Consider the following 20201-nt stretch of genomic DNA (forward strand, 5'->3'; position numbering starts at 1 on the left):
AGCGCCTCATGCACTGGCTTTTCGGTGATCAGCTCGGTCCGCACTTCCTGCGGCCGTCCGAGGACAGCGGCCTCGCCCGTGACACGCCGCTGCTGATGATCGAGGCCCGGTCGGTGTTCCGGCGCCGGCGCTTTCACCGGGCCAAGGCACACCTGGTCCTGTCCGCCATGCGTCACCGGGCGGCCGAACTCGGCGACCGCGTCACCTACGTGCGCGGCGACACCTACCGGGAAGGGCTCGACCGGGCGGCGGGCGGCCGTCCGGTGACCGTTCACCACCCGACCTCGTACGCCGCGCTGCGGCTGGTGCGCTCGCTGCCGCAGGTCACGACGGGCCCGGCGCGCGGATTCCTGGTGCCCATGGCCGCCTTCGCCGCCTGGGCCGACGGCCAAGGCGGCAGGAGCTTGCGTCAGGAGGACTTCTACCGCTGGGTCCGGCGCGGACACGACCTGCTGATGGACGCCGACCGGCCCGCGGGCGGCCGGTGGAACCTCGATCACGACAACCGGCAGCCGCCGCCCCGCGACGCGACCACCCTGCCGGTCGACCGTCCCTACCGGCCGCGCGAGGACGACATCGACGAGCGGGTCCGCCACGACCTCGACCGCTGGGAGAAGGACGGCGACGTCTGCTTCGTCGGGCGGGACGGGCCACGCCTGTTCCCCGCGACCCGCGCCGAGGCCCGGGCGGCGTTGCGGCGCTTCGTCGAGCGCCGGCTCACCGCCTTCGGGCCGTACGAGGACGCCATGCTCGCCGCCGACCCCGTCATGAGCCACAGCCTGCTGTCGTCCTCACTCAACCTGGGCCTGCTCGATCCCGCCGAGTGCGTCGAACAGGCCGAAGCGGCGTGGCGCGAGGGACAGGCGCCGTTGAACAGCGTGGAGGGCTTCGTCCGGCAGATCGCCGGCTGGCGCGAGTACGTGTGGCAGCTGTACTGGTACTTCGGCGAGGACTACCGGAACTCCAACGTGCTGCGCCACACCGCCCCGTTGCCGGGCTGGTGGAACGACCTGGACGCGGACGACGTGGCCGCGCGCTGTCTGCACACGGTGCTGTCCCAGGTGCGCGACACGGGGTGGACCCACCACATCCCCCGGCTGATGATCCTCGGAAGCTACGCGCTCCAGCGGGGCTGGGATCCGGCCGCGGTCACGGACTGGTTCCACCGCTGCTTCGTCGACGGCTACGACTGGGTGATGGTGCCCAATGTCGTCGGCATGTCCCAGTACGCCGACGGCGGCCGCATGACCACCAAGCCGTACACGTCCGGCGGGGCCTATGTGAACCGGATGAGCGACCTGTGCGGCTCGTGCGTCTACCGGCCCGCGGACCGGACCGGCGCGCACGCGTGCCCCTACACCGCGGGCTACTGGGCCTTCCTCGACCGGCACCGCTCCGGACTGGAGCGCAACCACCGCATGAGCCGGGCCGTGCGCGGCCTGGACCGGCTCGCCGACCTCGACGCCGTAAGACGCCAGGAGCGGGCCCGCGGTGACTCACCGCCCTGACACGACCGACTCCACCACCGCGAGGGCCTCGGCCAGGCCGGGAGGATGTGGCAGCCCGGCAACGGTCTGCCCGGCCCAGCCCGGCCCCAGGGTCAGGACGACCGGCCTCCTGCGGGCACCGCGCACCCCCCATTCCATCGCCGCCACGTGCTGAGCCAGTGGCCGGCTGGCCGTGGTGCGGGACTGCGCCCACAGGCCCACCGCGGCCGGTCCGGTCCGGCGCACCGCCGAGACGACCGATTCGACGGGCAGCGCGCCACCGAACATGCGTACCGGCAGACCGCGTTCGGCCAGTGCGGCGGCCAGCACCTCCAGCGGCAGGGTGTGGTTCTCCCCCGGTACGCAGGCGAGCACCGTGGTGGTGCCCGGGCCGTCGGCGGTCACGGGTGGTGAGCTGCGCCGCAGCGCCCCGGAGACGTGCCAGGACAGGAAGTGCTCCACCTCGACGTACTTCTCGCCGGAGCTCTCCCACTTGCGGCCGGCCGCCTGCAGGGTCGGCATGATCACCTCGGTCCAGGCGGTGACCAGTCCGTGGTCGGCGATCGCCGCCAGCAGCAGTTCGTCCAGAGCGGCGGCGTCGAGGCGCAGGGCGGCACGGGCGATCCCCCGGGACTCCTGGCGTACGTCGCCGAGTCGCATGCCGCTCCCGGCCCGGCTGCGGCCGCGGGGCAGCGGTCGCGGCTGCGGGAGGGCCGCACGGGTGTGCGGGGCCGCGTCCGGCGGCGCATCGCCGAGCGCCGTGCGCGCGGCCTCGGCAGGGGGCAGCCCGGTCGCCGTCAGGGCGCACATCCGCTCCAGACGGGCCACGTCCGCGGCGGTCCAGCGCCGGTGCCTGCCGCCGGTGTGCGTGTCGGGACCGATGCCGTAGCGGCGGTCCCAGGAACGGACCGTGGTGGGCGCCACCCCGAGGCGCCTCGCCACTTCTCCGGTGGTGAGCCCGCCGCGCGGCAGGTCCTCGTCGTGCCGGTCGTCGCCGTCACCTCTGCTCACGGGCCCCACTGTACGACGCACAAACGACGCATGTTGCCTGCGTCGTTTGTGCGTCACAACACTGGGACGCGTGCGGACGGCCGCACCTCGCGCATGGCAGGAGGAACCAGGCCATGATCACTGAAACCCGAGAAGAAACCAGGTACGAGGACGAGTTGGCCCTTGGATTCCGTGCCGCCGACGAGGACGCCTTCGCCGCGGTCTACCGGCGCTGGGCGCCCTTGGTCCACACCATGGCCACCCGGTCGCTCGGCGACACGTACGAGGCCGACGACGTCACCCAGCAGGTGTTCCTCGGCGCCTGGCGCGGTCAGGCCGGCTTCCGCCCGGAGCGGGGCCCGCTGGGCGCCTGGCTCGTGGGCATCACCCGACGCAAGATCGTCGATGCGCTGGCCGCCCGGACCAGACGGCTGGCTCTCGCCGACTCGCTCGCCCACACGGACGGCACGCTCGGACGCGACGAGTCGGCGGCGGAGGACGTCCTGGACCGGGTCCTGCTGGTGAACGAGTTGTCCTGTCTGCCGTGGCACCAGCGGCACGTGCTGTGCCTGGCCTTCTACGAGGACCTGACCCAGGCCCAGATCGCGGAACGGACCGGAATGCCCCTCGGCACGGTGAAGAGTCACGCCCGCCGTGGCCTGCAGCGTCTGCGCAGGGCGATCGAACAGGGCCAGGTCCGCTGGACGGGTGCCTAGGCGCGCCGCCGGCGAAAGGTGTCGTCGGCGCATCCACGGCGGTCGCCCTTCACGAAACGACATCGAGACCCCGCAACGTGCGGAGGCGCATTCGAAGGGACCACCCCATGACTTCCCGGACCTCTCTCGCGGTCGCCGCTTCGGCCGCCGCCTGCGCCCTGGCCCTGGGCGCCACCGCGTCCGCCATGGCCGCTCCCGCCTCACAGAACGAGGCGATGGTGTCCGTTTTCCACGGCATCCCCGGGATGACCGTCGATGTCTACGCCAACGGTGACGAGCTGCTCGGCGACTTCAAGCCCGGCACGGTGACCGACCCGCAGGCCCTCGACGCCGGGACCTACGACATAGAGATCTTCGAAGCGGGCCAGAACCCGGACGGCACACCCGCCCTCGAGAAGGAGATCAAGGTGCCCGAGGGTGGGAACGCCACGATCGCCGCCCACCTCACCGCTGCCGGCGAACCCCAGCTGACGGCCTTCGCCAACGATGTCTCGCAGGTCGACGACGGCAAGGCACGCCTCACGGTGCGTCACGTCGCCGCCGCACCGGCCGTCGACGTCCGCGCGAACGGGCAGCCCCTCTTCACCGGCCTGGAGAACCCCGAGGAGGACACCACTGAGGTCGCGGCAGGCACCGTGAGTGCCGATGTCGTGCTCGCCGGCACGGACACCGTGGCCATCGGCCCGGCCGACCTGCCCCTCAAGGACGGGACGGCCAATGTCGTCTACGCCTGGGGCAGCGCCGATGACAAGAACCTGGCTCTGGCGACCCAGACCCTCAGCGCCACGAAGTAGGTTCGGTGGGCCGGCGGTCCAGGAGGTAGCGCAGCCGCACATCGCGACGGTCCGCTCCCCTGGCCGTGCGGTCCGCGACGGCCGTTTCCCAGCAGGCCGCGATGGCTTCCCGGAAGAAGCTGGAGGCGGACTCGTCGCGTGCGGCGGTCTCCACCAGGACCCGTTCCGGCTCCTGCGCGGACTCGCCGGAGCGATCCGCGGCGTCGGCTCGCGGCCTGGTGCGGTTGGGCAGGTCGGTGGCCCGCGGCTGGGCCTGTCGCACGGACCGGGAGACCGCTGACGTGGCGGCCAGGATGATCTCGAGTTGTTCGGCGAAGTGCGGGCCGGGGAGCGGGATTTCGTAGCCGGGGTTGCGGGCGTATCCGGCGGCGACGGCGTTGGTGACGTAGGACTTGACCGCGGTGAACGTCTCGGTGCGGTCGCGGGGGGCGGTCGGGGCCAGGCGACTGAGGATGCGCAGGACCGTGGGGATGCTGGTGTCGACGCCGAGGCCGCTGTCGGCCGGCGCGTCGTCGCCGGCCTGCTTGTGCCACAGGGCGGCCGCCTGCCTGTCGCCGAGCGCCAGGTGATGCAGGTAGAGGCAGTAGGACGCGGCGGGTTCGCCGGCCCCGGCGGCGTACTGCCACCAGAAGCGCGCGCCGTCCTGCGCGTCGGCGAGTTGCAGGACGCAGCCCAGGATCCAGGCGCCGCGCGGCGAGGGCAGCTGTTCGGTGACGAAGTCGGCGAGCTGGCCGGGCGTGGCGTGGACGACGACCGCCTCGCACAGGGCCCGCAGACTCCGGGCGGCGTTGTCGTCGGCCAGGTCGCCGCCGCCGACGTCCCACAGCGGTGTGCCGTCCGGGGCGAAGGCCGGGTAGGCGGTGTCCTCGTACGGGACGGTGTCCGAAGGCACCTGGGGATCGTGCATCAGAAGCGAGCGGGAGAGGAGATCGTCGATGGCGGTCATGGCGGGGTGCTCACTCCCGGTTGTCATGGCGGTGGTAGGTGCCTTCCAGGGCGCCTCGGGCGTGGTGGTCGATGGACTGGGTGATGGCCGTGGACAGGCCGACGACGTCGGGGATGGTGTCGGGGTGGATGCCGCACAGGTAGCGCAGGACGGTGACGTCGAGCTGGTTCTGGGGCAGCCGGGCGACGGCGTCGAAGAAGTCGGCGAGCCGGCCGATGCGGGCGAACCGGGCGGTGAGGTCGTCGATCCGGCTCTGGTCGACGGTCTGGAACGCCGCCGGGCGCAGGTCGGGATGTCCGGCCGGGTGAAGCTGCGCGCGTAACAGGACGCGGGAGCGCAGCAGCCGCCAGGCGTGGCGGGGGACGTTGGGGCCGGCGACGGCGTCGTCCCAGCCCAGCCAGAGGATGTCGCAGGCTTCCGAGACGACCCAGTGGGCGCGCCGGTCGCTCTGCAGGAAGGCGCGGGCGTAGGCGGTGTAGGGGTGGCGCATGGCCTCGGTGAAGCCCTGGTGCGCGAGCGGGGGCCGTTCCGGCGGCAGCGGCTGGACGGCGTGTATGCGGCTCTCGATCCACGCGGAGTCCTTGGCCGCTTCGCGTGCCGCCGCCGTCCACAGCCGGCGCAGCGGCCAGACGGGGATGTCCAGGGCCCGGACGACGCTGTAGGTGATCTCCCAGCCGGGGTAGTAGCCCTTGCCGCGCAGCAGTTCGCTGATGCGGGCCTTGGAGTAGCCGGAGCGGCCGACGAGGTCGTCGAGTGTGAGCCCCGTGGCGAAGAGCCTGTTGCGCACCGGCTCCAGCCAGGCCCGGTGGGAGGGGCCCACCTGCTCGCCGATCGACTCCGGTTTGCGGCCGCGCCTACTCGGCGGCTCGCCGTCGGGCTGCTCGTACGCGGAGAACGGGGTCATCGCACCGACTCCTCGGGTCCGGCCGCTATGGCCGTCGGGGCGGCGTCCACCGGGGTGTGGCGCGGGGACTGCGTGGCGTGGAGGGCGGCGACGATCTGCTGTACGAGCAGTCCGAGCGACGGCAGCAGCGCGGCCACTGCCGCGAGGTGCCCCAGCACGGTCATCACCGTGCTCCACGCGAAGACCGCCACCATCACGACGACGGTCAACACCTGCTTACTGGACATCGCACCTTGTCTCTCAACTCGAGGCGTCTGGAAGGCTCTTCCCCGGCGGTGCTGAGGCGCTGCGGAAGAGTTGGACGTCAGCATGGTGTGTCGACCGCCGGACACTCAACGTGATCATGAAATTACGGAACAATGCCGCCGGGCGCCCCGGTGCCCACAGCGCGCCTCACTGGGCCATGTCGGTCACCCGCACGCGCAAAACATGGCGGATTGAACGCTTTTGAAGGCGGAAACGTACTTCTCCTCGCGACACCGGGGGCAAGGCGCACCATGGAACACGGACGCCTCCCCGGGCGTCGGACCTTCCAGTCTGGAAGGACGAGCGGTCCCTTCGTGCTGAAGAACGACCGGAGGGGACCGCACCGCTCCCGCCCAGACCCCGTGCTGGGCGGGAGCCACCGCCGTACAGGCCTGTTCGGGTGACGCAAGGCGCGCGCTTCCATGGATATGCGGACAGAATGCGCGTAGACGGCTCACCAACCGGCAGGTCAGGAGACAGTCGTGGCAGAGGCACCCAACGGGGACGTCGAATTCCGCAACGCCATCATGGACGTTTTCGTCAAGTACCCCGAGGCGCAGCGCAGATACGCACTCGCGAGCCTGGGACTCGAGAACGAGATGGGCATCGACTTCGAGACCCAGGTCGGATTCTCCCGGATCGACGGCAACAAGATCATCACCGAATTCCGGGATCGGGACACGAGCGTCAAGGCCCAGCTCTGCTTGAAGTGGAACTTCGACTACAGCCGCTGCCTCCATTGGCGAGAGGCACCGGAGTAACGAGGCGGCGTCGCGCCGACACCCGGCTAACCGTGCCGTCGGCGCACCATCTCGGCGATCCAGACGGGTGCGAACGGGGACGTGCAGCCGGGGGACGTCGGGTAATCCTTGAGCACTTCCAGGCGCTCGCCGATGCCGATGGCACGACTGCGGTGCTCGGCGTGCTCGATCCCGATCTGGGCCAGGCAGTGGTTCATCGCCCACTGCAGGCGGTCCGGGGCGTCCTTCATCTCCGCCTCGATGACGTCGAGCAGTCCCGCGAGGTCGAGGCTCCCGGGCTTCTTCGCCACGCGTTCGGTGGTCAGCGCCCAGCCGGCGCTCGCGACCACGGGATCCGGATCGGCCGACCAGGCCAAGCGCAACTCCTCGGAGTGCGGGCTCTTCTTCACCACGTAGTTCACGAGCCAGTCGTGCACCTTGGGCGTGCGCGCCTCGCGCAGCATGACGTCCAGCGCATCACGCTCGAATGCCCTCGGGCGGCAGATCAGGAGCGCCAGCAGTCTCGCGGCGGTGTCATCCGTCCCCCAGAGCCGGCGCGCGAGTTCCTGCTGCGTCTTCAGCCGCTTCGCGAGCGCGCGCAGCTTGCCGAGGTTCACACCGTGATCGTCACCGTGCCTCTCGTTCACCTCGCGCGCCTTCGGGTCCTCGAGCGCGGCCAGCTCGGCCATCACCTCGGCAACCGTCGTCGGTGTCAGCGTCGTCTCGGCCACCTCGGCCTCCCGTCCCTCACGAGCGGCATTCACCCTACGACGGAACCCGGCCTCTGACTGTCCTCCGTCGTCGGCCGGGTCCTCCAGGGGCGTGCGTCCGCCGTGATCAGCCCCGCTGTCCCCAGTCCAGGCGGTCGGCCAGCCCCGCGGCGGTGAAGGCGGCCTCGAGTTCGTCGCGGCCCTCGGTGAAGTGGGTCCAGCTGTCGTAGTGGACGGGGACCACCCGGCGGGCGTCGAGGATCCGCGTGGCTTCGGCGGCCTGGGCGCTGTCCAGCACGAGGGTGCCTCCGTCGAAGAGACCGGCGAAGCGGGGGGCGCCCGCGAAGAGGACGGCGGTGTCCACCGGCCCGAGGCGCTCGGCGGTCTCCCTGACCGCGTCGAGGGAGGCGTTGTCACCGCTGACGTACACGGTGGGCAGTCCGTCTCCGGTCAGGACGAATCCGACGACCTGTCCGGTGATCGCCTCGGTCTCCTCGCGCGGACCGGGGCCGTGAACGGCGGGGACGCCGGTCACGGTGACCGTGCCGCCGCCGGGGCGGTCCAGCTCGACCGACTCCCAGTCGGCCAGCCCCCTGGCCTTGCCGCCGAGGCGCTTGCCGCCACCGGGAGTGGTGAGGGTCAGCGGTATCTCGGCGAGCAGGGCCCGGCCGGCGCGGTCGAGGTTGTCGGCGTGCTCGTCATGGGACAGCAGGACCACGTCGACGGGACCGAGCTCGGCGGGGCTGCCGGAGGCAGGGGCCGTCTTGGTCAGGACCGGGTCGCCCGCCTCCGGGTAGTCGCCGGGAGCGTCGAAGGTGGGGTCGGTCAGGAACCGCAGGCCGCCGTACTCGAAGAGAGCGGTCGGGCCGCCGAAGACGCGGACGGGGAACTGCTCACGGGTCGTCACTGAAGGAGCCACAGAGAAACACCTCACGGATGGGGGCGGCTTATCCGTGAGAGACCGTAGCACGCTCCTCACGGATATGGGCGAGCCGTACCATGAGAGCCATGGATGTGAACGCCGCCGCCGAGCCCGCCGGATTCGTCGAACCGGCCGTGCCCCCCGCGCCCGGCGAGGAGCAGTACCCGGCCCTCGCCTTCGCCAACAGCGCCATCGCATCGCCCGGCGGAAGGTTCACCGACTTCCTCGGCACGCCGGCGCAGGCGAATCAGTGGCTGGCGGACCGCGACCTCGCCCCCGTGGACGCCGGCCTCCGGGAGATGTGCACCGCACAACTGCGGTCGCTGCGCGAACAGATCAGGTCGCTGCTCGCCTCCCGCGTCGAGGCGTCGCCGGCCCTGCCCGCCGCCCTCTCCGCCGTCAACGACGCCATGACCAAGGTGCCCACCGCCTCGCTGCTCCGGTGGGACGAGAAGAACGGCCCCTACCGCACGCCCCCGCACCCCACCACCGAGATCGTCGACCACGCCCTCGCGACCCTCGCCGCCGACGCCGCCGACCTGCTCACCGGGCCCGACGCCGAGCGGCTCACCGCTTGCGGCTCACCGCCTTGCGGCCGCTACCTGCTGCGGCACGGCCGCCGCCACTGGTGCTCGACACGCTGCGGCGACCGCGCACGAGCGGCCCGCGCCTACGCACGCAGGACCCGGGCGGGGGCCGGTACGGACTAGAGCTTGAAGACGAGCTCGGCCCGGTCGCGCCGGGTGGTGTGCAGGTCCCAGTAGAGGGGCGTGATCTGCTCAGGCCGGGCCGCCTCCACACCGGGGATGACGGAGACGCCGATCGACGAGTCGATGCCGACATGGGCGGCCTGGACGCCGGTGCCGGCGTCGGCCAGCTCCTTGTGCAGGTTCATCGCCCAGTTGCGCAGCGCCGCCGCGGCGGCGTTGACGTTGGCGACCCGCGGGTCGGGCCAGATGGAGCCGGCACCGGTGGTGTAGAGCAGGGTGCCCGCGCCGGCCTCGCGCATCGCCGGCAGCACGGCCCGCGTGGCGGCGATGGCCCCGTACAGCTGGAAGTTCATCTCGAACTCCACATGGGACGGTTCGGTCCCGGTCGGAGCGGTCAGCGCGGTGATGCCGAACGTCCCCACCGGGGAGTACTCCAGGACCTCGATGCCGCCGAACGTGGCGGCGGCATCCTGGAGCGCCTCGGTGAGCCCGGCACGGTCGAGCACATCCGCGGGGAACGCGGCGGTGTTGACGCCCTCGGCTTCGAGCTTGCCGACGAGGTCGTCGAGCTTGTCCCGGTTACGGGAGATCAGAGCGACGTCGAAGCCCTGGGAGCCGAAGGTGCGGGCGATGGCCAGGCCCATCTGGGGGCCGGCTCCGACGATGGCGATGCTGGGCACGGTGAGTCCTAACGTTGCAGGTCAAGGGCGCTAGATATACGGATAGAGCTATCCATTTCTAGATCCGGATAGACCATTCCGGTTCACTGCGCCCCACCGTACACCAAAACTGGATAGGGCGATCCGCTTATCGGGCTCCCGGTGCCGGCGGTCGCGAGATCAGCGCAACGCGACAGTCAGGCGATACCGATCGGACGGCAGGCGGTACCCGCAGACCCCGTCCTCGAATCCGAGGAAACGCACTCCGGGCACCCGTGCCAGCGGGGTGCGTCCCTCACGGACGGCGTCGGCGGATGCCGCCGGAAGGCGCAGGGTCGCCTCGCTGTTGGCGGGCACGACGGCTTCGTACGCCAGGGCCCGCCCCGCCTCGACGACCTCCCACGCACTGCTGATCTCGCCGTACGGCGACTCGTACGAGCCCGCCACCCTCGTGATCCTGCCCGTGGGATCGAGGTGGGGTTGGAGCAGGAAGTGCTTGAAGCCGGGGCTGTCCGGGTCGCGGGCGATGCCGGCCATGTGCGTGTACATCCACTCCATGATCGCGCCGTAGGCGTAGTGGTTGAAGGAGTTCATGCTGACCGGGCCGAAGCCTGCGTCCTCGGAGTAGGAGTTCCAGCGCTCCCAGACGGTGGTGGCGCCGTTCTTCACCGAGTACAGCCAGGACGGCAGTGCGTCCTGGTGCAGCAGCTCGTACGCCAGATCGGCGCGGCCCTCGTCGGACAGGACGGGGGCCAGGACGTTGACGCCCAGGAAGCCGACGGACAGCGTGTTCTCGGCGTACCTGACCCGGCTGCTGTCCGGGTGCGCCGCCTTGTAGGCCGCGTCGTTGCCGATGTTGTCGGCCAGGTGCCGGACGAGCGCGCGGCGTTGCGCCTGTGTCTCGTAGAAGCCGAGCTTGAGGACCCACAGCAGCGCGGTCTGGCTGTTGTCCTCCGTCTTCTGGTTCGGGTCGGCGCCCGGTTCGATCGGGGACGCCTCGCCCAGGCTGGACCTCACCGTGACCTGGCCGCCCTCGGTGCTCAGGTACGTGGCGATGAACGCCTTCCTGATCCGTCCGAAGAGGCGCTGGTACGTCTTCGCCTCCGCGGTCCGGCCGATCGCCCGGGCCATCTGCGCCATCAACCGCGCGGAGTAGCCGTAGTAGACGTCGCTCATGAGCTGGGCGCTGGTCTTCTGCGGAGCCAGCCAGTCGCCGGTGAGGGATCCCTGGCCGGCGTGGGTGTCACCGGTCCGCTCACGGATCCAGGCCAGATAGCGGGTCATCGCCGGCCAGCTGCTCTCGATGACGGTCGCGTCCCCCGTCATCTGCCACACGGTCCACGGGAGGACGACACCGCAGTCCGCCCAACCGCTCCCACCGTCGGGGAAGTTGTACCGCCCGCCGGGAGCCACTCCGGTGAACTGCGCCCGGTCCGTGCCGTAGATGGTCTGGGAGTCGACGACGGTGTCCTGGAAGTGGCCGAGGAAGACACCGGCGTCCACGTTGTACAGGCCGGTCGCGGCGAAGACCTGGGTGTCACCGGTCCAGCCGAGGCGTTCGTCGCGCTGGGGACAGTCGGTGGGCACCCAGAGGTAGTTGCCGCGCTGGCCCCAACGGATGTTGCTCATCAGCCGGTTGACGTCGGGATCGTTCGTGGTGAGGGTGCCGGCCTCGCGGATCGCGGAGGTGGCGGCCTTGCCGGTCAGACCGGTGATCGTGACGGTCTCCGTCGCGGTGACCGACACATAGCGGAAGCCGTAGAAGGTCAGAGCGTCCTGATGGGTCTCGCCGTGCCGGTCGCCCTTGAGGATGTACGTGCTGGTGGCCTTGGCGCTGCGGAGGTTGGCCCGGTAGACGGAGCCCTCGGGGCCGTCCGCGCCGGCACTGTCGTCGTTGAGCATCTCGCCGAACCTGAACTCGACCCGGGCGCCGGCCGGGCCGCGCAGACGGTAGCGGGCGACGCCCACCATGTTCTGGCCGAGGTCGAAGACGGCCGTCTCGCCGCCGCCGATCGTGACGGCGGCGGAGGCCGCCTGCTCCGGGTCGGTCACCGTCCGGGCGGGGTCCACGACGATGCGCCCCTTGCCGTTGGGGCTGCCGTCCTGGCCGGTCACTCCGGTGGCGACCGTGACCGACCGCGGCCGGCGGTCCCACTTCGGCATCAGACGTGCCGTCTCGGCCGGGTAGGCGAGGAGCCGGACGCCCGGGTACCTGTCCTCGAAGGCGACGCGCTCCACGTCCGCCCACGCGCTGTCGTCGAATCCGGGAGCCGTCCAGCCCGGCAGCTCCCTACGGGCGTCGTAGGTCTGGCCGTCGTAGATGTCGTCGGCCCGGTAGGGGCCGGTGTCGGTGGCCTTCCAGGTGCCGTCCGGCCCGGTGACGACCGTCTGCTCTGTGCCGTCGGTGTACCGGAGCAGCAGCTTGGCCTTGACCGCGAGGGCGTTGCCGTCCTTCGAGTAGTACGTGCTGCCCTCGGAGACACGGCCGTTGTACCAGCCGTTGCCCAGGACGAAGGCGAGGGTGACCGCGCGCTCCCGTGTCACGAGTTCCGTGACGTCGTACGTCAGGTAGTTGATGCGCGCGTCGTAGTTGGTCCAGCCCGGGGGCAGCAGTTCGATCGTGGTGCCGCCGTCCTGCGGGACGGTCACGTGCTGCCCGTTGACGTAGGCGTCGTAGACGCCGAGAGCCGAGACGTACAGCCGCGCCTCGCGCACCCGCCTCCGGCCGTCGCTCCTGAGGGGTGTCTCCCTCCGGAGCATGGGGGCACCGGCCGAGTGGGGCGCCTTCCCCTGCATCCCGATCCACAGCGCGCCGTCCCATCCGGCCACACCGTCGGTGCTCAGCAGGCCGGTCTCGAACGCGGCCGGCAACGCGAGACCGACCGGACGGCCTTCCGTGTCCCAGACGGTGACGGTCCAGTGGTAGCGGGTGGAGGCGCTGAGCGGCTTGCCCTCGTAGCGGACGGCCACCGAATCGGAGGAGCGGACCCGTCCGCTGTTCCACACGTCCGCGCGGGTGGCGGAGAGCTTGTCGGGCGAGGTCGCCACGAGGATCCGGTACGACCCTTGGCTCCGGCCGCGGGTTGCCGACCGTATGCGCCACCCGAAGCGCGGCATCGCCGCGTCCACGCCGAGGGGGTCGGTGCGGTGTTCGACGGTCAGCGCCCCCACCGCGTGGCCCTCCGGCAGGCGGGACGCTTCCGCGGCGGCACTCGTACCGGCTCCCGTGGCACCGGCCCCCACCGACACGACACCGGCCGTCGCGGCGAGCACGGTCCGGCGACGCACAGCATCATGACTCACGCCTGCCTCCTCCACGTTGAATCGATTCAAAATCGGGCGGTCGAGACCCCTGTTCGACCTGGCACGCGAGGAGGGTGCCGCCCTCCGGTCGATCGTGGGTAACGTTTTCCAAAGAAGAGTGGGCCCGACCCTAGAGAGCACCCTGCGGGACGTCAAGATGCCGGGCATACACTCGGCGGCAGCGTTTCCCAGAGAGGCAAGGGACCGGATGGAGCCGCCAGCACCACGTCGCAGAGTCACCATCGTCGACGTCGCGCGTCACGCCCAGGTCTCCACGACCGCCGTCTCCAAGGTGCTGCGCAACGCCTACGGCGCCAGCCCCGAGATGCGTGCCAAGGTGCGGCGCGCGATCGACGAACTGGGCTACCGTCCGCACGCGGGCGCCAGGGCCCTGCGCGGTCAGACGTACACCATCGGCGTGATGCTGCCCGACATCCGCAACCCCTTCTTCCCCGAGATCCTCGACGGCATCACGGGTTCGCTGGAGGACACCGAGTACCAGGTGCTCCTCGGACCGGGCTGCAACGGCGAGAAGGCCGAGGCCCGCGTCACCGAGGCGATGATCGACCGGGGCATGGACGGCATCGTCCTGGTCGCCCCCGTGTCGTCGCGAGCCCGCCTGGAGCAGGTGGCCTCCGCCGTGCCGACCGTCGTCATCGGCCGGCACGGGTCGTCCTCGCTGTACGACACGGTGACCGACGACGACATCGAGGGCGCGTCCCTGGTCGTCGGCCACCTCGCCGGTCTCGGGCATCGCCGGATCGCCCACATCGACCACCACGAAACCGATCCCGCACGCCTCGCGGAGATGCCCAACGCCCGGCGTGCCGACGGATACCGGCAGGCCATGCGGGCGCACGGCCTGGAGGAGTCGATCGACGTCGTCTCCACCAGCTACACCCAGGAAGGCGGCTACGAGGGCGCGAAGCGGCTGCTGACCCGCCCGCACCGGCCCACGGCCGTCTTCGCCGGGGCCGACGTCGTCGCGATGGGTGTCCTGGAAGCGGTCGGCGAGGCCGGGTTGACCGTCCCCGGCGACCTCTCGGTGGCCGGCTACGACAACACCACCTTCGCCGCGTTCGGCCCGATCTCACTGACCAGCGTCGACCAGGCGGGGCACGAGATGGGCAGGAACGCCGTACGCCTCCTGCTGGACCGGATCGCCGACCGTCACCGACCGTCGAGCCGGGTCATGCTCTCCCCCACCCTCGTGCCACGCCGGACCACGGCCCCGCCGTCGTCGTAGGCCGGCCCGGCCGAGCCGGGGTCGGCCCACGACGTCCGCTACCCGACGCGAATCTCGGCGAGCTGCAAGCGGTACTTGGCCGTCTCGTCGGCGGCGGGCGCACCCAGCCTGGTGGCGCGCAGGCGCAGGTAGCGGCCGGTGGCGGAGGTGAGGCTGTAGGTCTGGGCGGCTCCCTGGGGGTTGTTCTGGCCGGTGACGGCGCGGACGGTGGTGTACGTACTGGAGCCGTCGCCCCGGGTCTGCAGGGTGAAGTCGACGGGGAAGCCCGCCGTGCCACCACCCGTCGCAGACGTGTCGGTGCGCGGGTGCAGGGTGACGGTGCCGATCGCCCGGTCGGCGCCCAGGTCGACCTCGATCCACACGGCCGTGTCACCGATGTCGGCGGAGGCGAAGTCGATGCTGGTGAAGCCCTTGGCGCCGGCCACGCTGGTGGTGGCGCCGTCCAGGACCCGGGTCTTGCCCCAGTCGCCGTTCTCCAGGGTGTAGTTGCCGGTGACCGTGGTCGCGGCGGTGGGGACCGTGAGTTCGGCGAGTTGGAGACGGTACCTGGCGGACTCGTCGGCGGCGGGCGCGCCGAGCCTGGTGGCCCGCAGACGGACGTAGCGGGCCGTGGTCGTCTTGAAGCCGTACGTCTGGACGAGCCCGCGGGGGTTCGGCTGGCCGGTGACGGTGCGGACGGTGGTGTACGTACTGGAGCCGTCGCCCCGGGTCTGCAGGGTGAAGTCGACGGGGAAGCCCGCCGTACCACCGCCCGCCGCAGTGGTGTCGGTGCGGGGGAAGAGCCGTACGGCGTCGAGGTCGGTGTCCGACCCCAGGTCGATCTCCACCCACACGGGGTTCGCGCCGATGTCGGCGGAGGCGAACTCGTCGCTGGTGAAGCCCTTCGCCCCGTTCACGCTCGTGAGCTTGCCGTCGGTGAGCCGGTTCCTGCCCCAGTCCCTGTTCTCCAGGCTGCTGTTGCCGGTGACCGGCCTGCCCAGAGCGAGGTTGTCGAGTCGGCCGGTGCCCGTCGCCGTGAAGGTCCACGTGCCGGGCCGGACGGTGAAGTACACGTACGAGGAGTCCTTGCCGTCCCGGCCGAGACCGCTGACGCCGCCCGTGAAGGAGCCGCCGCTGAAGACGGTGGTGCCGTTCGCCTTGATGAGGGGCTGGGAGCCGCCGTACGTGGGGACGCCCACGCGAGCGGTCGTTCCCTTCGGCGAGGTGAGTGTCAGGGTGACCCGGGTGCCGTCGCGCCGGATGCCGAAGCGGATGTCGCCCCGGACGGTGGGCGTGACCGTGTCGATCTTCGTGAGCGTGCCGGTCTGCGGGATCACCTCGTACGTCGTCCAGCCGGGCCGGGTGGGGCGCACCCCGGCGGCGTACGCGGACAGCGCGTACAGCGGGCCCCCGTTCCAGGCGTGGTTGTCGGTGCCCGCCGCCTTGTCCCACAGCTCCCACAGGGTGTGGCAGGCGGGATCGGCGACCTGGGCGGCGAAACGGTTGCGCATCCGCTCCTCGGCGACGGTGGCCGCACCCATCAGATACAGCGCCTCCAGGACGTAGAACTCCATGTACGGGCTGGCGTTGAGGTGGGTGCGCAGGACCTCGGTGACGGCACGGTGCCGGGAGGCGGGGGCCAGCCCCGCGACGACGGCCAGGGCGTTGGCCCGGTCGTCGGTGTCGCGGGTGTAGCCGGGTGAGCGGTACTCGTTGCCGGACGCGTTCCACAGCACGCGGTCGAAGTTGGCCTTGATGCTGTCCCGTTGGGCCTTCCAGCCGGCCACATCGCCGCTGTTGCCACTGAGGTCGGCCAGCTTGGCGGCCGTGTCCAGGGCCAGGTAGTACCAGCAGTTGTCGAGGACGCGGGCGTCGATGTCGCTGCCCCAGTCCTCCCAGTCCCAGTCCCCCGCGCGGTGGGCGACCAGGCCGTCGCCGTCCAGGCTCCACAGGTTCAGGTACTTCCGCACCGCCGGGTAGGCGCCGGTGACGGCGTCGGCGTTGCCGGTGTGGAGGTAGTAGGTCCAGAAGGACCAGACCGAGGCGAGCATCTGGACGGGCAGTTCGGCGGTCCAGATCACCGACGGCATCGGGGAGTAGAGCACCCCGCCGGACTCCTGCCAGGAGACCAGCTGGGAGATGGCCTTCGCGCCGAGCGCGTGGGATCTGGTGTCGAAGGTGTAGAAGCCCTCCTTCAGCTGGTTGACCACGTCGCCCCACCACTGGGCGCGCTCGCGGGTCGGGCAGTCCATGTAGTTGTCCCGCATGTTGACGTACATCGTGCGGGCGGCCTTGGACCACAGGGTGTCGAGGAAGGCGTCGTCGCTGCGGAACGAGCCCGCGAAGTCGGTGTCGTAGCCACTCTCCCGGTACTTCAGCTCCAGGATGGTCACACCGGCCGGGACGGTGTACCGGACCGCGGTGCCGCTCATCCAGCCCAGCGACTCGAACTCCTGGACTCCGCCGGTGCAGACGTAGGTGGAGCGGACGTTGTAGGCGGTCCCGGGCTCGATCCCGGTCAGGCCGGCGCCGTCGTCGTAGTGGTCGGTCCGGAGGTCGATGACCGCGCCGGCCGGAGCGTCCACCTTGAGGTACGGGGTGACCTGGATGTTGGACGGGAGGGCGGCCGAGATCGCGGTGGCGCCCTGGCCGGTGCCCGGGAGGGCGGAGGCGTTGGTGTAGGGCTTCAGGCCGGAGTGGCGGAAGAGCGGGATGGGCCGCCGGACGAGGCTGTTCCAGGGCGCGGAGCCGGCGGCTCCGGAGTCGGTGGGCGCCGCCCAGCCGCTGTCGTCGAAGCCCGGGGACCGCCAGCCCGTCATGGCGGTGGCGTCGCGGGCGTCGTAGTGGATGTTCGACTCGGGCAGCCGGAAGTTCGCCTGCGGACCGCTGGTGTCGTGGGAGTAGCCGGGGTGGACGGTGTGCTTCCAGTCGGTGTCACTGACCAGACGGGTGGTCGTCGTGCCGGTCCGCAGGTCCGACTGGAACAGCAGGCCGCCCTTGCCGCTGCTGCTGTGTGAGAAGCCCTGCTTGCCGAAGTACCAGACGAGCAGCGCGATCGTGTTGTCGCCGCCGTCGAGGTACGGGGCCAGGTCGATCTCGTCGTAGTAGGTGTCGGTGCGGTTGGGGCCGCGTTTGAGGCCGCCCTCGAAGACGACCAGGCTGCCGTTCACCCACAGCCAGTACTTGGAGTCCGCGGCGATCCGCGTCACGGCCTCGGACGGTGCGGAAGCCAGCCGGAAGGACCTGCGGAAGGCGACCCACTGGTTCGTCGAACCGGACGGCGCCCAGATCCACTTCGCGGTCCAGGACTCCGCGGCGGCCGCGGCCGGTGCGAGGCCGGGAAGGACCAGGGAGCCCAGCGTGGGTGCGAGGGCCACGGCTATGGCGGAGCGCAGGGCAGCCCGGCGGGAAACGTTATGCATCGAGGGGACCTTCCCAGAGTGCTGTCGAGGAGGGGGCGAGAGGGGCGACCTTCTTGGAACTGCTCTTTGAATCGATTCAATTCTGGTCTTGCAGGCGCGATCCTCAGCCCCCGGGGAGGGCTTGTCAATGGGTTGGGCAGAAGGTGGCTAGGGTGGGTGACGTGGAGCTCCTACACCTGCGTTACTTCGTCGCCGTCGCCCAAGAACTGAACTTCTCCACCGCGGCCCGCAAACTGCACATGGCGGCGTCCCCGCTGAGCCGGCGGATCAAGGACCTCGAGAGCGAACTCGGGCACCGGCTCTTCGACCGCGACACGCATCGGGTGAGGCTCACCCCGGCCGGCACGGCGCTGCTGCCGATCGCGCGCGGCATTCTGGAGCAGGTCGATTCCATCCGGTGGCGGCTGGACGAGACGGCCCGGCCGCAGCGGACCACCTTGTTGCTCGGCGTCCCCAGCGGGATCCATCCGGACCTGCGCGAGCGGATGGACGCCCTCGCCGAGCGAGTAGGCGACCGATTCGAGATCAAACGCTGGCCGGGCGGCACCGACCGGCTGGTCGACGCGGTGTGCGACGGCAGACTCGCACTGACACTGGCCCGGCTCCCGGTCGGCGGCGACCCCGCCCTGGAGCAGGTGCCGGTGATGTCGGAGCGGCTCGGCGCGGTCGTGCCCAGGGACCGGTTCCCGGGGCGGGAGTCGGTCGCACTGGCGGAGCTCGCCGAACTCGCCTACGCGGGCTCCCCCACGGCCGTGACCAACGCGTATTTCCGCGGACTCGACCAGCGACTGTCCGATCTCGGCATCAAGAAGCGGATCGAACTGAGCAGTGTCACTTTCGACGGAGTTTCCGAGATAGTGGCCAGCGGACTGGCGTTCTCCATTTCCATGCTGGACTCGAGAAGCCCTGTGCAGAATTACCGTCTGGACAATGTGGCGGTCCTTCCCTTCTCCGATTTCCACCCGACCCTGGAGACCGGCCTGTTCTGGCGCAAGGACCGAGCAGATGGCGGTGACCTGGCAGAAGTCGTCGCAGCGGCTCGCGAGGTATTCGCCGAGCCTCTGCAGGCCTGAATTCCGAAGAACCCCTGAAAAGGCGGTATGACCACTGTGGTCATACCGCCTTTCGTTATTTGGTCATTCCGTTCGATGCCAGCCCTTGCTAACTTAGTTTCCAGATACACACATGTGGCGAAGCTAGGAGTGAAGGTAACGATGACGGAAATCACGGACACCACCGCCGGTCCTCTGGACGGCGTGCGCGTGATCGACCTCTCGACCGTGGTGATGGGCCCGTACGCGGCCCAGATCCTCGGTGACCTGGGCGCCGACGTGATCAAGATCGAGTCGCCCGCCGACACCGTGCGCGTGGGCCACTTCCGCACGACGCCGGGCATGACCCCGCTGAACCTGAACGTCAACCGCAACAAGCGGAGCGTGACCCTCAACCTCAAGGACGAGACCGACCGGGAGCGCGCGCTCGCGCTGGTCGACACCGCGGACGTGCTCATCACGAACATGCGGCCCGGCGCGCTGCACCGCCTGGGCCTGTCGTACGACGACATCGCCGCCCGCAACCCGCGGCTCGTCTACGCGCACGCCCAGGGGTTCCGCGGCGACTCGGACCGCGCCGGCCACGCCGCCTACGACGAGACCGTGCAGGCCGCGTCCGGCCTGGTCGACATCGCCGACCGCGCCCTGGGCGAGCCCGTCTACCTGCCGACCATCATCGGCGACAAGGTCTCCTCCCTGACCATCGCCTACAGCGTGCTCGCGGCCCTGCTGCACCGGGACCGGACCGGCCGGGGCCAGCAGGTCGAGATCCCGATGACGGACACGCTGATCGCCTTCAACCTCGTCGAGCACCTGGCGGGACACACCCACGTCCCCGAGAGCGGCCCCACCGGCTTCCCGCTGTCGATGCTCAAGGGCCACAAGGCGGTGCGCACCAAGGACGGCCTCGCCTGCGTCATCCCGTACAACCCGCAGAACTACCGTGACTTCTTCACGGCCGCCGGACGCCCGGACCTCGCCGAGGACCCGCGGGTCGGCGGGGACGCCATCGACAGTGCCGACCACGAGGGCCTGGCCGAGCTGATCGGCGTGTGCGCCCCGGCGCTGACCACCGAGGAGTGGGCGGAGGTGTGTGCCAAGCACAGCATCCCGATGGCCCCGGTACTGGAGCTGGAGAACGCACACGAGGACCCCTACGTCCGCGACGGCCACCTGCTCGACACCGTCGAGCACCCGACCGAGGGCACCGTCCGCACCATCGGCATCCCGGTGCGCTTCTCCGCGACCCCCGGCTCGATCCGCCGGCTGGCGCCGGTCGCGGGCCAGGACACCGAGGACGTCCTCGCCGAACTCGACGCCGCCCGCTGAGCGTCGCCCACCTCTCCGTCGGGGAGCGGCCCCGCTCCCCGACGGC

The 20201-nt window shown here is 70.7% G+C and carries 17 protein-coding genes; 8 read left to right on the forward strand and 9 right to left on the reverse strand.

The genetic code is table 11. The features are described 5' to 3' along the window. Positions 1-8: 8 nt before the first annotated feature. Positions 9-1508, forward strand: a complete 1500-nt coding sequence (locus OHU35_RS05445) for a cryptochrome/photolyase family protein (protein WP_189724262.1) — start codon at positions 9-11, stop codon at positions 1506-1508. Here OHU35_RS05445 and OHU35_RS05450 read toward each other — a convergent pair. Then, on the reverse strand, positions 1497-2498 hold the full coding sequence (locus tag OHU35_RS05450; protein ID WP_359895210.1) for a MerR family transcriptional regulator: 1002 nt from the start codon (positions 2496-2498) through the stop codon (positions 1497-1499). The genes OHU35_RS05445 and OHU35_RS05450 overlap by 12 nt on opposite strands. 113 nt (positions 2499-2611) lie before the next feature. Between OHU35_RS05450 and OHU35_RS05455 the strand changes: the two genes are divergently transcribed. Together OHU35_RS05455 and OHU35_RS05460 are read left to right on the forward strand one after the other, a co-directional pair. Further along, complete coding sequence (locus OHU35_RS05455) at positions 2612-3193, forward strand: RNA polymerase sigma factor (RefSeq protein ID WP_189724264.1); 582 nt, start codon at positions 2612-2614, stop codon at positions 3191-3193. 107 nt (positions 3194-3300) lie between these two features. Beyond that, complete coding sequence (locus OHU35_RS05460) at positions 3301-3987, forward strand: DUF4397 domain-containing protein (protein ID WP_405504891.1); 687 nt, start codon at positions 3301-3303, stop codon at positions 3985-3987. Here OHU35_RS05460 and OHU35_RS05465 read toward each other — a convergent pair. The 3 genes from OHU35_RS05465 to OHU35_RS05475 are packed head-to-tail and all read right to left on the reverse strand — an operon-like array spanning position 3971 to position 6064. After that, positions 3971-4933, reverse strand: coding sequence for a DUF6207 family protein (locus OHU35_RS05465; protein ID WP_405504893.1), 963 nt, complete (start codon positions 4931-4933; stop codon positions 3971-3973). The genes OHU35_RS05460 and OHU35_RS05465 overlap by 17 nt on opposite strands. A gap of 10 nt (positions 4934-4943) precedes the next feature. Beyond that, positions 4944-5837: a helix-turn-helix domain-containing protein gene (locus tag OHU35_RS05470; RefSeq protein ID WP_189724267.1), complete on the reverse strand. Its 894-nt coding sequence runs from the start codon at positions 5835-5837 to the stop codon at positions 4944-4946. Then, positions 5834-6064 (reverse strand): hypothetical protein, encoded by a 231-nt coding sequence (locus OHU35_RS05475; protein ID WP_189724268.1) that lies wholly within the window; start codon positions 6062-6064, stop codon positions 5834-5836. The genes OHU35_RS05470 and OHU35_RS05475 overlap by 4 nt, the downstream gene beginning before the upstream one ends. A 501-nt stretch (positions 6065-6565) precedes the next feature. On the opposite strand from OHU35_RS05475, the gene OHU35_RS05480 reads away from it, so the two are divergent. Further along, complete coding sequence (locus tag OHU35_RS05480; protein ID WP_405504896.1) at positions 6566-6844, forward strand: hypothetical protein; 279 nt, start codon at positions 6566-6568, stop codon at positions 6842-6844. Between the two features lie 26 nt (positions 6845-6870). Here OHU35_RS05480 and OHU35_RS05485 read toward each other — a convergent pair whose 3' ends face one another. After that, the gene (locus OHU35_RS05485) at positions 6871-7512 is read right to left on the reverse strand and encodes a DNA alkylation repair protein (protein WP_267943537.1); all 642 of its coding nucleotides are present in this window, start codon (positions 7510-7512) and stop codon (positions 6871-6873) included. Positions 7513-7660: 148 nt separating this feature from the next. Then, positions 7661-8452: an MBL fold metallo-hydrolase gene (locus OHU35_RS05490; RefSeq protein ID WP_405504897.1), complete on the reverse strand. Its 792-nt coding sequence runs from the start codon at positions 8450-8452 to the stop codon at positions 7661-7663. An 80-nt stretch (positions 8453-8532) separates the two neighbouring features. On the opposite strand from OHU35_RS05490, the gene OHU35_RS05495 reads away from it, so the two are divergent. Further along, a complete protein-coding gene (locus OHU35_RS05495; protein ID WP_405504898.1) occupies positions 8533-9165 on the forward strand; it encodes an ABATE domain-containing protein in 633 nt (210 codons plus the stop codon). Here OHU35_RS05495 and OHU35_RS05500 read toward each other — a convergent pair. Further along, entirely contained in the window at positions 9162-9845 is a 684-nt protein-coding gene (locus tag OHU35_RS05500; RefSeq protein WP_359895203.1) for an SDR family NAD(P)-dependent oxidoreductase, read from the reverse strand. The genes OHU35_RS05495 and OHU35_RS05500 overlap by 4 nt on opposite strands. 159 nt (positions 9846-10004) lie before the next feature. After that, on the reverse strand, positions 10005-13127 hold the full coding sequence (locus OHU35_RS05505; protein WP_405504900.1) for a family 78 glycoside hydrolase catalytic domain: 3123 nt from the start codon (positions 13125-13127) through the stop codon (positions 10005-10007). Positions 13128-13335: 208 nt separating this feature from the next. Here OHU35_RS05505 and OHU35_RS05510 point away from each other — a divergent pair, with 208 nt between their 5' ends. Further along, complete coding sequence (locus OHU35_RS05510) at positions 13336-14373, forward strand: LacI family DNA-binding transcriptional regulator (protein WP_405504902.1); 1038 nt, start codon at positions 13336-13338, stop codon at positions 14371-14373. Positions 14374-14411: 38 nt separating this feature from the next. Here the strand turns inward: OHU35_RS05510 and OHU35_RS05515 are convergent, their stop codons facing one another. After that, positions 14412-17774: a discoidin domain-containing protein gene (locus tag OHU35_RS05515; protein WP_405504904.1), complete on the reverse strand. Its 3363-nt coding sequence runs from the start codon at positions 17772-17774 to the stop codon at positions 14412-14414. Between the two features lie 161 nt (positions 17775-17935). Between OHU35_RS05515 and OHU35_RS05520 the strand changes: the two genes are divergently transcribed. Together OHU35_RS05520 and OHU35_RS05525 are read left to right on the forward strand one after the other, a co-directional pair. Next, positions 17936-18847 carry a LysR family transcriptional regulator gene (locus tag OHU35_RS05520; RefSeq protein ID WP_405504906.1) on the forward strand — a complete coding sequence of 304 codons (912 nt, stop codon included), beginning with the start codon at positions 17936-17938 and terminating at the stop codon, positions 18845-18847. A 141-nt stretch (positions 18848-18988) separates the two neighbouring features. After that, positions 18989-20155: a CaiB/BaiF CoA-transferase family protein gene (locus tag OHU35_RS05525; protein ID WP_189724276.1), complete on the forward strand. Its 1167-nt coding sequence runs from the start codon at positions 18989-18991 to the stop codon at positions 20153-20155. The last annotated feature ends 46 nt before the right edge of the window (positions 20156-20201 follow it).

Source organism: Streptomyces purpurascens (assembly GCF_045040895.1).
GTDB classification, from domain to species: domain Bacteria; phylum Actinomycetota; class Actinomycetes; order Streptomycetales; family Streptomycetaceae; genus Streptomyces; species Streptomyces purpurascens.

What these genes read in the sequence shown, in the direction of transcription:
- OHU35_RS05445 (WP_189724262.1), top strand. Translation starts at nt 9, where the DNA reads ATGCACTGGCTTTTCGGTGATCAGCTCGGTCCGCACTTCCTGCGGCCG.
- OHU35_RS05455 (WP_189724264.1), top strand. Translation starts at nt 2,612, where the DNA reads ATGATCACTGAAACCCGAGAAGAAACCAGGTACGAGGACGAGTTGGCC.
- OHU35_RS05460 (WP_405504891.1), top strand. Translation starts at nt 3,301, where the DNA reads ATGACTTCCCGGACCTCTCTCGCGGTCGCCGCTTCGGCCGCCGCCTGC.
- OHU35_RS05465 (WP_405504893.1), bottom strand. Translation starts at nt 4,933, where the DNA reads ATGACCGCCATCGACGATCTCCTCTCCCGCTCGCTTCTGATGCACGAT.
- OHU35_RS05470 (WP_189724267.1), bottom strand. Translation starts at nt 5,837, where the DNA reads ATGACCCCGTTCTCCGCGTACGAGCAGCCCGACGGCGAGCCGCCGAGT.
- OHU35_RS05475 (WP_189724268.1), bottom strand. Translation starts at nt 6,064, where the DNA reads ATGTCCAGTAAGCAGGTGTTGACCGTCGTCGTGATGGTGGCGGTCTTC.
- OHU35_RS05485 (WP_267943537.1), bottom strand. Translation starts at nt 7,512, where the DNA reads ATGGCCGAGCTGGCCGCGCTCGAGGACCCGAAGGCGCGCGAGGTGAAC.
- OHU35_RS05495 (WP_405504898.1), top strand. Translation starts at nt 8,533, where the DNA reads ATGAGAGCCATGGATGTGAACGCCGCCGCCGAGCCCGCCGGATTCGTC.
- OHU35_RS05510 (WP_405504902.1), top strand. Translation starts at nt 13,336, where the DNA reads ATGGAGCCGCCAGCACCACGTCGCAGAGTCACCATCGTCGACGTCGCG.
- OHU35_RS05515 (WP_405504904.1), bottom strand. Translation starts at nt 17,774, where the DNA reads ATGCATAACGTTTCCCGCCGGGCTGCCCTGCGCTCCGCCATAGCCGTG.
- OHU35_RS05525 (WP_189724276.1), top strand. Translation starts at nt 18,989, where the DNA reads ATGACGGAAATCACGGACACCACCGCCGGTCCTCTGGACGGCGTGCGC.